Annotated in this window: 7 protein-coding genes; all 7 read right to left on the bottom strand. The window is 68.8% G+C overall.

What is annotated here, in order from left to right:
* Positions 1 to 4: 4 nt before the first annotated feature.
* The gene (locus ACR2TX_RS09265) at positions 5 to 274 is read right to left on the bottom strand and encodes a hypothetical protein (RefSeq protein WP_434131907.1); all 270 of its coding nucleotides are present in this window, start codon (positions 272 to 274) and stop codon (positions 5 to 7) included.
* An 86-nt stretch (positions 275 to 360) separates the two neighbouring features.
* On the bottom strand, positions 361 to 858 hold the full coding sequence (locus ACR2TX_RS09260) for a hypothetical protein (RefSeq protein ID WP_086134070.1): 498 nt from the start codon (positions 856 to 858) through the stop codon (positions 361 to 363).
* 15 nt (positions 859 to 873) lie between these two features.
* On the bottom strand, positions 874 to 4,089 hold the full coding sequence (locus tag ACR2TX_RS09255; RefSeq protein WP_434131905.1) for a DUF6519 domain-containing protein: 3,216 nt from the start codon (positions 4,087 to 4,089) through the stop codon (positions 874 to 876).
* Positions 4,090 to 4,101: 12 nt separating this feature from the next.
* A complete protein-coding gene (locus ACR2TX_RS09250) occupies positions 4,102 to 6,300 on the bottom strand; it encodes a hypothetical protein (RefSeq protein WP_434131902.1) in 2,199 nt (732 codons plus the stop codon).
* The gene (locus ACR2TX_RS09245) at positions 6,297 to 9,221 is read right to left on the bottom strand and encodes a putative baseplate assembly protein (protein WP_434131901.1); all 2,925 of its coding nucleotides are present in this window, start codon (positions 9,219 to 9,221) and stop codon (positions 6,297 to 6,299) included. Before ACR2TX_RS09245 ends, ACR2TX_RS09250 begins: the two co-directional genes overlap by 4 nt.
* Entirely contained in the window at positions 9,221 to 11,797 is a 2,577-nt protein-coding gene (locus ACR2TX_RS09240) for a putative baseplate assembly protein (protein ID WP_086134068.1), read from the bottom strand. The genes ACR2TX_RS09245 and ACR2TX_RS09240 overlap by 1 nt, the downstream gene beginning before the upstream one ends.
* Positions 11,794 to 12,159 (bottom strand): GPW/gp25 family protein, encoded by a 366-nt coding sequence (locus ACR2TX_RS09235; protein ID WP_077729991.1) that lies wholly within the window; start codon positions 12,157 to 12,159, stop codon positions 11,794 to 11,796. The genes ACR2TX_RS09240 and ACR2TX_RS09235 overlap by 4 nt, the downstream gene beginning before the upstream one ends.
* Between the last annotated feature and the right edge of the window lies 1 nt (position 12,160).

Here is a 12,160-nt window from a genome sequence, read left to right as displayed (position 1 = left end):
GCCGTCAACACGGTAAGGCTCGGACGCTTACGATCAAAATGAGTCCGTCGGTTATGGACTTGTAGTCGGCCGCCATGGCGTTCTGTGCCGCATCGGCGATGATCACCACTACGATGAGGTCGCTGACGGCAACCGAGCCGATGTCACGCTTGATGATCAGGCGGAAGATCAGGAATAAGAACCAGTAGACCAGCGTCCCGCGAATGATCGTCTCCGCGACGGGAGCGCTCGGGATGAAGAGTTCCGCCCAATCGATGTTGAGAAACGCGTCCACTGCTCGCTACCTCGTGACTGCTTTCCCCTAAATAGACTGCCGGAACCGGTAGCGAGTTTGTGAAGAGGTTAGGAAAAGCCGCTCGATCAGACGAGGGAGGAAAGATCCTTTTCGATCTGAGCGAACACCTCCTCCTGGCGTTTCATGTCTTGCGGCAATGTCTTGGCCGCCTGTTTCAGCGAATCGGCGAGATCCTTCGCCAGTTCCTCCGCACCCGGCACGTTCTTCAGCAAGGCCGCGATCTCGCGCTGCTTGAGCAGTTCCAGTTGGGCCTTGATTTCGCCGTTCTCGGCTTCCAGCCCCGCCGCCAAGCGGGCGCGATAGCCGGACACCGCCTCCCGGAGGCCGTCGATCAGATCGTCGCGCGGATCCTTGTTAGCCGCCGACGGCTTGGGCTTCACGCCCGGCACTTCGGGGAGCCGCACCACCGCGCCCGGCTTGAAGGCGTCGGCGCGGGCGAGATGGGGGTTGGCCTTGAGCAGCGATGCCTCGGCGACCTTGCGCGTTTCCGGCGTGAGATTGGCGAAGAGGCGATCGGCCAAGGCACCGATATTGGCCTCGCTCCTGAGCGTAATGACACGCATGAATTCACTCCTTACCTAAATATGGACATTTAATGCGTTCCACGGTGCCGGCAACGCCGTTCCGTTGACCTCGATGGCACCGCTGGTCAAGTTGCCGAGGACCGCAAAATTTCTCGCGGTCAGCGACAGGGTCGGAAATTCGGTCACGCCGACCAGACGGTTGTTGGCCACGCTCGCGTGATCGCACCCGATGCGCCCGACCAGCGGCGCCGGTCCTGCGGTGACGGCACCGCTCAGTTCGGCATCGTTCTGATCGAAGAGACAGCTCAGCACGTCATCGATTTCCACCAAAGGCATTACCGTAAGCGTCCCGCGCAGGCGGTTTCCCCGCAAGCTGGTATTGCCGCGCGCCAGGCTCGCCAGGATGCGCGCCCGAAAGGCGCTCAGGTAGAGGTAGCCTTCCTTCACGGGCAAGACCATCACCCCCGGCGCGGTCACCGTAGTCCCGCCCGCGGGTCCGCCCTGCGCCGCGCCGGACGGGGCGACGACGATCGCTTGCCAGGCGGCGGCACTCGTGGTTTCGGTCCCCTCCAGGCGCGCCAGCGAGTTGTCTTCCACCGCCAGTTGGCTGAAGCTGGCGCCCACCGCCAATCCCACGGTGCGCCCCAGGAAGCTCTGGGGGCCGATGCCGAACATCCGGTTGCCCGCCACCCGCAGTTCCCCCGAAGCCACCGCCAGCAGTGCCGCGCGCAGCGGGCTCTGGGCGGCTTGACGGGCGACGCCGGCGAACAGGTTGTTGACCACGTCAGCCCGCGCGACATCCGTCAGGAGCACGCCGAAAAACGGCCGACCCTCCTGATTGAATCCCGCCCCCAGGTTCGAAAACTGGTTGTTTTCCAGGCACAGATAGGCGGCGCCGGCCTTGCGCTCCATGACCAGCGCGCCGAGTCCCGTGTCCTCGATGACGTTGGACTTGATCATGGCCCTGCCCAGCGTTTGGCGGATCGCCAGGCCGTTGCCGCGTAGTCCGCGAATCCGGTTGCCGTGGATCATGACCCGATCGATGGAAACCTTGTCCAGGCCGGGTTCCAGCACGATGCCGTCCGCCGCCGCCTCGCCCGAGCCCACGATCTCGTTGTCGACGATGCGCAAGCCGTCGGTGCCCGCGACCACCCCGGCGCCGGTGATATGCATGAGGTTGCCGGCAATGGCGATGCTCGCCGCCGGCAGCGCTCCGCCCGTCACCGCGACGCCCGCCAGGGAGCAGCCGAGCAGCAAGTTGCCCGCCAGCCGCAGTTCGCCGTAATGAAGGCTCATGCCGGCGAAGTTCACTCCCCGCTGGCTGCACAGGAACACGTTGTCTGTCACCCGGCATTGCCCGGTAAGCAGATAATTGCGCTCCCCGGTCAGGGCCGCCACGCCCTGCTCGGCAACCAGGGTGCAATCGCGGATCGACGCGGCGAGCACCGCGCCCGAGAGGCCCACCGCGGCGGAGGTGGCATCGCCGGCCGCCACGCCGAGCACGGCCAGATGCACCAGGTGCAGATCGATGCAGGCCGCGACCTCGATAAGCGCGGTCGTGCCTCCGCCGGCGGCTGCCCCCAGCAGGGCCAAGTTCTCGACGGTCACGCCGATGCCCTGGGCGATCCGCATCAGGGGCCCGGCGGCGGCCCCCTGCAGAAGAGTCTGCCATCCCTGACCGCGAATCCTCAGGGAACGGACGCCTTCCAGGTTGAGCGGCGCGTCCAGCCGGTAAGTCCCGGCATCCAGACAGATGGTGCCGCCGCGCTGGCGGATGCTGTCGATGGCTTGCTGGATGGTCGCGGTGCCCGCGTTATGTCCCTCGGGATGGACGCACACGGTGCAATCGCAGCTCTCGCCCACCGCTTCGGGCGGCCAGAATACCCGGCAATCGGTCTCGCTATCGGGCAGGGTCACCACCGCGAGCCGGGCATAATGGTGATGAATTCCCCGGGGCGGGGCATGGTCCAGCGGCTCGATGCTGCCGTCCGCCACGCGCGCCGCGAACACCCAGTAATCGCCGGCCCGGTATTCGCCGCCGGCCGGGTCCAGGTCGAATTCGACGAGAACGCCGTTCTCCAGCGCCAGTTGGGTGCCGACCGGCGGCAGCGGAATGCCGTCGGAGCTCGCCGAGGCGTTCAGATCGTGGAAGGTGGAACCGTCGGCGCGACGCACCAGCCCCGACTGATCCCAGCGCCGGATGCGGGTATGGCGGGTAGCGTTGGTGCGGCCTTGGGCGTCGACGGGAAAGAGTCCCGCGGGCAGCGCGTCTTCGAGCAAGATCGAGCGGGTGGCGGCGTCCACCCCGTCGCCGGACCGGATGCGCCGCAGCAGGCCGGGTCTCCCGTGCAACTCGTGCCAGTCGTCCAGGATTTCGATCCAGTCTCCGGCATGAAAGCCGAGCACTTCGTCACGGCCGACGCTCTCCACCGCCAGCCGGTTGCCCCCGTGGATCTCGATGACCCGGGTGGCGACCGTGGCATTGTCGCGCGACCACTTGAAGGTGGCCGTTCCCTGCCCGCCGCCGCGATGAATCTCCACCCGGTACAGCTGGTTCTCCAAACCCTTGTAGCCCGCCGTGGGCGGCACCAGGCAAGGGTTGGGATCGCCCGGCACATCCCCCGTGGAATTGGTGAGCCGGCCCGCCGAGGGCCGGATGACCGCCGCCCAGCCGGGCACCTCGCCGTCCGGCGTGGCGCAATTGGCGTTGTCGATGCCGGCCAGCACCTTCACCTGCCAGACGGTTTGCAGGCGCGCCGTGGTGTCCACTCCCACCGCCTTCTCGACCAAGGGCGGTTCCTGCAAGTGGGTGACCTCGCGCTGCCAGACGTCGAGATACACCAGGTGCGGCCCCCCCGTGAGCACCGGACGGTTGAAGATATCGGCAGGCGCGGCCTGATCGGTCGCGTTGAACGGCAGGTACGGCTGCCCGAAAAACGGCACGTCGCCGGTGCCGGTGAGTTCGGCGAGCGTGGCGTCCCACTGCGCGGGCTGTGCGCCGTGATTCTCCGCCAGCAGGCCGTCCACATACAGGCGTCCCGGACCTATGGTCAACGCCCCGGCGGTGGCGAGGATGCGGAAGCCGTTGGGCGTGGTGCGGGGCACCACCGCGCGGCCCACGGTATCCAGCGTCCCGGCCTGGAGGCGGCGCGCGAGCTCCGCCACCCACTCGTTCCAGTCGGAATCCAGTTGCACCCTCCCCTGTTGCATCACCACCCCGAAGAAATCCTTCCACGGGTGAAAACTGAAACGGCTGCAGTCGAAGCTCATGGCTCGGGCTCCTCAAGTCTCGTAGAAAACGCCGGACGACAGCCCGACGCGTAAGAATTCGCGCAAACGTACGTGCAGATTGGCCTCGCGCTGGGCGGCGAACAGCGCGTGATAGGCGCCCATCTCGCTCTCGTCGTCCGCCCCGCGCCGGATTTCGTCCGGAGTGCTGCGCATGAGCTGGCAATACGCCGGGACGCCGTAGCGCAGCGAGGTGAAATGCGGAGCAATGTCGGACTCACCCTCCGCGCTCTCCGGCTGACAGCGATGGCGGCGCGGCACCAGCGAGGCGAAGGGCAGATAGGAAAAACGCACGCAGCCGGTCTGGCGGCGCCGCGCGTACACCGGCGGCAGAGTATCGCCCGGCGTGGCGCGGGCCAGGAGGATGCTGTTGGAAATAAGACCCACGGCGTCCGCGTTGATCTTGCCGATTGCGGTGCAGGCGGTGAGGGAAAGTTCGCCGCCCGGCGAAACCTCGTCCGGCGCGCAATAAGCCGTGGCGGCGGGATCGTTGGCGTCGAGGATGGCATCCGTGGCCGCGAGTCTCGCCCCCTCGGCCACCCGCAGGGCGCCCAGGATCGCCCGTTCCAGTTCCACGGCCAGACCCGGCAGTTCGGCCACCAGGCTCGCGGCGCCCGGTGAAACGGGATCGCCCGCCCCGTCCAGCGCCAAACCGGGCACCAGGGTGGCATGGGCGATGCGCAGGCGCGCGAGTTCGTTGCCCGCGGCGGGCACGTGCAGCCGCGCGCCGGCCACCAGCAGCCCCTCCAGGGTGAAGGCACTGTTCGCCCCGCCCGTGACGGGGAAATCCCCGCCGAGGATCAGCGTCGGCCGGCACCGCCCGGCGGCCCGCAGGATCACGTGCCCGCCGGCATTCACGTTCACCGCCAGGGTTTCGTCGTAGCGCCCGCTGTCGGTGATTTCCACCACCCCGTCGCCGGCCAGGGCCGCCAGGGCGGCCTGGATCGTGGGGTGGTCGTCGGGCACCCGGATCACCAGAGCGCCCGGCGCGTCGGCGCGGCGCTCGCGGGGATATTCGCCGCCGCCCAGGTCCGCCGGGAACCCGTAGTGATAGGTGACCTGGAGGCTTTGGGGCACGGCCACGGAATCCCCCAGCGCGATTCTTCCCAGCACGGGATCGATGCCGTACTTGTCGCCCAGGGTCGTACCGTCCGGCAAGCTCCCGGTAAGCGGCGCGTGCGCCCAGCCGCCGCCGTCGTCGGCCAGGTTGCAGGCCACGACGCTTTCCCGGGGCACCTCGACCCCGTCCGCGTACAGCACGACACTGGGCTCGGCGTTGTCGACCTCCGCCCCGGACGATTCCCGCGAACCGTAATAAAGCGCCTTGCGGGCATCCAGCATCCGGCGGCCGATCGGGTCAGGCACGTTGATGGGCTCGGCCAGGTGGGTGATTTCGTCCTCGGCCACGGGGTTGGCGTAAAGCTGGAGCGGATGGCCCAGGGGGCTCGCCAGGTAGCGCCGGTCGTCGACCCGCACCGCCGGGCTCCGGGTATGCGGATAGGCGTCGAGTCGCCAGAGGAATATCCCCACGTTGGGGATGTTGAAGCGCCCGCGCCGGCTCTCGATCCGCCGGACGTCCACGGTGTGCGCCGCCGAATCGAAGGCCGTGCCGATCCGCGCCAGCGGCTCCCATTGCCGGAGGTCGGGCGCGTACCGGCTGTGCGGCCTGAGATGGTTCATGTACTGGGTGGTCCCCAGCAACTGGAAGAACTCCACCGCGCGGGCGTTCCACCCGGTGACGTCGCGGGCGAGCTGCTCCAGCACCGCCGCCGTGCCCTTGCGGCGGCGCAGGGCGATGGTGTGGGCGACCTCGGCGCGGGCCAAGCCGCGCGCCTCTCCCAGGGCGTGCAAGGGTTCGTAGCCGATCAGGTCGCCGATATAGGGAATCGCCCAGTCCGCGCAGGTCTCGATGAAAAGGTCGTCGTAGAGCTGGTCGAGATTCTCCTCCAGGACCGCGAACTCGTCCGCGAAGGCCATCAGCAAGGCCTTGAGGGGGCCGCGGGCGGCTTTCCCGCGCAGCGCCTCGATCCGCTCCTGCTCGGCGACGGTCGCACTGGGCAAAGCTTTCAGGGCGGCGAGCTCGGCGGCTTCCGCCGGCGTCAGCAGGCTCTTTAAACCCGTGGCGAGCTCGGCGTCGCGGATGCGGTGTATGGCCGGCAGTAGCCGGAACAGGGTATCGGCGTCGAAGCTCATGACATCGTCTCCAGCACCAGGGGCGCGGCGTCCAGGGTGAGCAGCTCGGCGGCCAGCGGCGCCGCGCCGAGGGAGGCCACGGGCAGCGCCGCGAACAGGCGGGGCGCGAATTTCGGAACCGGCGTGTCGCTCCGGTGCAGCTCGGCCACGTGCACCGCCTCGACGCCGGTTACGGCCTGGGCGACGGCGGCCACCTCGTCCACCGAGACCCCCTGGCCGAAGCCGCGCGCCTCGAAGCCGAAGGCTTCCCTGAGGCGGGCTTCGACGCCGGCAAGCACCAGCTCCGGCTCGGCCTCGGCGGCGACTTTCACCGCCAGCCGCGTCCGGAACCGCGCGTCGCGATAGCTGACCAGGGTCAGCGGCAGGAGCGGATCGCCATGGCGGCGCAACGCCGTCTGCAGGTTGCGGAACGTATCGCCGTTCGCGGGAACGGCGCTCCCCTCCTCGCCCGCCACGGTGAGGAACACCCCGCGGGCCGGACCGCTGGGCAGCCACAGGGCGTGGGCCTTGGCGATGCCGGCGAAGGCGCGGGCGAAATCCCGGTAGTCCCGGATCGATACCGCCCGCTCCAGGGTGAGCACCGTGAGCGGCGCGTTGACCCGCGCCCGCTCCTCGGCTTCCGGGTCTTCCCCGCCGCCCGCCGGCTCGGGATTGGTGGCGCCGGTAACGCCCAGTGGGCGCGAGAGCAGGGTGGTGAGCTTGCCCGCCGCGACATTGCCCGCGAGCCCCAGGCCCTTGCGATAGGCGGCGCGCAGGTTATGGTCGCCGGACGGCGGGCGGGCACCCTCGATGCCGTCGCCGAACCGCACCGTGGCTCGCGCCTGGTCGTCGATGGCGAGTTCGTACACCCGCTCGTTCGGCCCCCGGGCGTAGAGGCTGGGAACCTCCTGCCAGAGGAGATCGTTGGCGCGCAAGGCTAGGGTCGACTGGCGCCCGCTCGGGGTGGCCGCGCTCACGAAGGTGAGCGGCGCCTGGCGCAGGCCGAAGCCGGCGTTGGCCACGCGGGCGTCGCCGCTGCCCAGGATCTCGTTCACCGTTTCCCCGTGGGTGGCGCGCGCGACGTTGGCGTTGACGCGCACGGACTCGCGGTCGTAGACGTGCTTGAGGGGCGCCGCGAGGGTGAAATAGCTGCGGTCGCGGTCCTGGCTCACGGAAGTAGCCAGTTCCCCGACGAAAGCGATTTCCGACACCTCCTCGTCGCCCGGTTCCGGCGGCGCCGGTTCGATGGCCGCGGCGGCCGCCTCCAGCACCCCTTCCCGCCCGTCCCGGTCCAGCAGCCGGAGGCGCAACTCCGCGCTGCCCGGGTTGGCGAGCCGCTCGCCGAACTGCGGCGGGGAGAGCACCAGCCATGCGCTGCCGGATTTCTGCTCCGGCGCGGCCGCGAGGCGCAGGGAGTCTCCTTCCTCGACGGTCACGCTGCCCCCTTCCACAAGCGTCATGGTCACAGCGCTCCTGCCCTTGCGCAGCCGCACGCGGGCGCGCTTGCCGCCGATCGCCAGCGCACGGCCGGGGCCGATTCCCGGCGCGAGCCGGCCCAGCGCGAGCAGGTCGCCGTAGAGAGGAAATCCGAGCGGCGTCGAGGTCACCGGCAGCGGCTCGGACTGGGCCAGCACCAAGGTCTCGCGCAGACCGAACAGGCCGATGTTTTCGGTCGTGTCCGGCACTATGCGGGTAATCTTCCCGCTCAAGCCGTAGTCGCGGCGGGAAAGATGCGCGACGGATTGGGCGCGATAGAGTTCCACATACCCTGCGGCGAGCTTCGACGAAACGGCACTGGCTAAACCCGACGGCATCGAGGAGAGTGCGCTAGCGACCGGTGACGCCACGGCCGAGTTGGCGAAAGCCACCGGAATCAACTCGATGGGGCCCAGAATCCCGATATCCACAGAATCGGGCGGCGGCGCCGCGGCGACCAGGGCGATCCAGCCGCCCGGAACGATTTTCGGATACTCCGCGTCGAGATCGATCCGGGAATTCTGAATCCCGAAGTTCGCCCACTGTTGCCCGTCTGCGGTGAGGAGACCGTTAGGCGCGGGGTTGTTCGGCGTGAACAAGATCCGCGGGTCCGGCGCATTGTGACCGAACAGCGCGGCACGCTGGCGGAAGACGTAAACTGTCGCGCCCGCGCCTGCCGGCTCGACATGGGGGCTCGCGCTGCCCAGCGGCTCGTCCCAAACGATCCGGGTGCGCTGCTTTTCCCGGTCCTCCTCCACGGACGTGAGCACCCGGACGTCCCAGCGCTCGCTGCCGGTATCGTCGAGCCGCTCCTGGCCCACCACGAGGATGACATCGCCCGCCCCCACGCCGTTGCCCACTCCGGCCAGCCACAGCTCGCGGTCGCCGAAGCGCGGGCGCCAGGGGACCGAGGCCTGCACAGGAATGGCGTTCCATTCGGCGCGGGCTTCCACCGGCTCCACGGTCTCGAAGGTCTGGGGCTGCTCGCCCGGACCCGGCACGCTCTGCACCCTGGCACCCACCGGAATCTCCACGGGACCCGCGGCCAGCGCGGGACTGCCCGGAACCTCCTGCAGGGTGAAGGCGAGAAAGGTCGAGGCGGCCACGCCGGGCGCGAGCTCGTAGCCGATCAGGCGGGCCAGTTCGAGAATCGAGCGGCGCTCGGTCGCCGTGCGCAGGAAGTTCTCGTTGGCAATGCGTTCCTGATAGAAGGACAGCACGTCCAGGGTGGTGGCCAGCGCATCGCAAAGGGCGATGGTGAAATCGCCGCCGTCCCGGGTGGTAAGCCCCGCGAGGGCCGGCAAGCCGCTGCTCGAAAGCCGGGCGAGCAGGGATTCCCTGAAGCTCGCGTGCACGCCGACCCGGTAGGCGACGGCGGACTGGCCGGGCGGGTTGTCGATGCGCGCCGGCGTCTCGGCGTCGAGGCCCGCGCAGCATCCGCAGTGGTCGAGGCTGGAATCGGCCATCACTTGCCTCCGAATAGGGACAGGCGAAGCACGCCGTGCTCCGGGAAATTGGGGTCGTTGTCGAGGCGGGGAATCTCCAGCCGGGACAGGCGCAGGAAACCGTCGGCGAGCGGCCCCGGGTCCTCGCTGCCCTGGCGGTGGAAGCGGGTCACCTGCACCGAGCCCACGCCCGCGACCTGGCGGGCCGCCGCGTATAGCGAGCTCAGGTAGACGGTTTGGCCGAAGCTCAGGTTATCGGGATGAAACAGCCCGCGCCGCCCGTCGGGCAGCATCCGGTTGCCCAGGACCGCCAGCAATCCCGCGCGCACGTCGGAACGGAAATAATTCGCCTGGACGCAGACCAGGAGATCGATTTCCAGGGAGACGAACACCGGATCGTTGATTTCGGTGTCGTGGCCCGCCATTCGGTAACGCTCGAGGTGGCGGGTGATCCGGGGCTCGAAGTCGTCCGTGGCTATCGACAGGCCGCCGGCCCGGTCCACGGTGACGAACACCGTGTACCAGCTCCCGGTCCAGCGCAGCGTCGCCGCCGCACGCTGCACGCCGGGATGGCGCTCGGTGACTTCGGCGTAGTCCTCCGGCGTGACCGCCCGTTCCTGGCGGCGGAAGGCTTGCGGGGCGCGCCGGCGCACCACCGCGGCGTCTTCCGGGTCCACGCCGCCCTGGGCGGCCAGGGGATTGCGCGCGCCGAGCACAGAACCGTCGCCGCTCGCCACGTGGGCGATGGTGTCCGCGCCGACGTTCCCGGCGCGGCCGTTGCCGACCCGGTAGCGCGTTGTAAATGCCATACCGGTTTTGGGCCGTTGCCCGTGCACACCGTTGCCGAAGCGCAAGCTGGCCGAACCGTCGTGCTCGACCTCGACGACGAAATGGGGATCGTCCGGCTCGCTGTTCAAAAGGTCGCGCCGCGCCGTCCAAGTGCCGCCGTTCAGGGTGATCGCGGGCAGGCAGTCCTCCATAAGCCATTGCATCGCGAACGCCGCCGGCGCTTCCGGATCGAAGGCCAGGCGTTCGGTGCGGCTCACTCCCTCCTTCACGGTCGTCTTGAGCACCGTGCCCGCGTAGGTGAGCGGCAGGTTACGGAGCCTCGGCGCGAAACGCGGCGAAAGCTCCACGGGCTCGGCGCCGGTGCAGCGATTGGCGTCGCGCTCGGGCGGATAAACCAGCCGCGCCGGGGGCACGCTGCCCAGGTTCTCGTCCGCCGGCAAGGTGAAACCGTGATCGGCGAGCACCAGGTTGCCCCTTGCGACGCTGACCCGGTCGAGCTCCACTTCGCCGTGCGCCTCGTCGGTGACCGAGGAAATGCACAGCGGGAACGGCAAGGCGTCCTCGGCGGCCCAGGCGATCTCGGTAATCTCTGCACCGCTGACGGGATCGGTGAGCGGCGCCGCGGGGTCGTCCGGCGAGAACTTGCGTACCGAGACCAGCCGCACCACGTGGCGGTGCGCGGGATCGGCGTCGCCCGGCTCGCCGGTCGAAGGTCCCAGCACCTCCTCGAACAGCAAGGCGTCGCCCGCTTCCAGCACGGCGAGATGGCCGGCGAGCGTCGCCCGAATCGCGCCCTTGGGCAGACAGCAGCGGCGATCGCCCCAGGCATGGAAATCGATTTCGTTATGCGCCGCGTAAAGCACGACATCGTGCAGCGGCTCGAAAATCGCGGGACTTTTCCGCAAGGCGGCTTCGTCATCCCGCGATCCGGGGACGATACGCGACGGCAAACCCGGCACCCGGCCGTAGAAACGGGTGCCGGCCCGCGGCAAGGCCACTCCGTCCGCATTCACCGCCACGTGCAGCCAGACTCGGGCATTGCAGCCTTCGTGCATGGGATAGTCGACCAGCAGGGCATGGCGGCGGAGCGAAGTGCGCAGGCGCGCGGTTTCCAGGTAGGCTTCGGTGGCGATGGCGTCCTGCCGGTAGGACAGTTGATCCGCCACGTAGGCCATGAGTTCGGCGAGGGTCACGCCCAGGTCGGCGGCGCTGCGCTCGCGCCAGTCCGGCACCAGTTGGCTGATCCGGTCCAGGATGAGCCGGCGGAAGCTTGGATAATCCTTGGCGAGATAATCGATCTCCGGCGCCGGGACGGGCTCTTCGGGACAGTCCTCCCGCTTCCGGCAGTCGAACTCGCTGTCGCACTCGACCTTGAACGAGAATTCCACCTCGGAAAGCCGCGGGTCGAAGTTTTGCGGCGGCGTTTCGTCCAGCGCCGAGCGCACCAGACGCAACCGGTACGGCGAGAAATCGCCGTAGCGGTCGACGCGGACCAGCAGGACGTGGTCCGGCTCGGGCAGGCCGGCGAAGAACGCCGCTTCGGCGGGGGTGGCCTCCGCCGGCGGCGCGGAAGCCGGCGCCACCCATTCGACGCGGACGCCGCGCACCCGCTCGCCGCCTTCGATGCGGACCTGCTGGGCCGCGAAACCCGGCGGAACCGCCTTGAACAGCCGGACCAACAAGGTTTGCTGGCGCGGGCTGCCGAGCGGCGCTTCGCGGTCCAGCACTTCCAGATAGTCGATGCCGTTGAGGGTGGGATGGGCGGCGACCTTATTGCGGCGCCGTTCGTCGCAGCAATGGTAGATCATGGCAGCGCCCCTCCGCGTTCGAACGTCGCTACTTGGCTGGTACCGGTACGGCGGATCGCATAGCGCACGGTCACCCTCAGGGTCGACTCGATCGCTTCCACCTCCACGCCGTCGAGCGCGATCAGATGGCCCAGCCATTGCTGCAGCGCGCCCTGCACCAGGAACTGGGTGGTCGCGGCCAGTTCGACGCTATTCGGCGCGAACACCAGTTGCATGAGCCCGCTGCCGAAATCGGGCCGCATCACCCGCTCGCCCGGCGAGGTGAACAGCACCTGCTCGATCAGGCCGCGGATGTACGCCTCCTCGCCGGCTTCGGCGGTGCGCCCTCGATCGTCGAACTGGTAGGGGTATTGAAGGTTCATG

This window comes from Methylocaldum sp. GT1BB (assembly GCF_051027545.1).
Classification (GTDB): domain Bacteria; phylum Pseudomonadota; class Gammaproteobacteria; order Methylococcales; family Methylococcaceae; genus Methylocaldum.
This window is presented reverse-complemented; position numbering and strand designations above follow the sequence as displayed.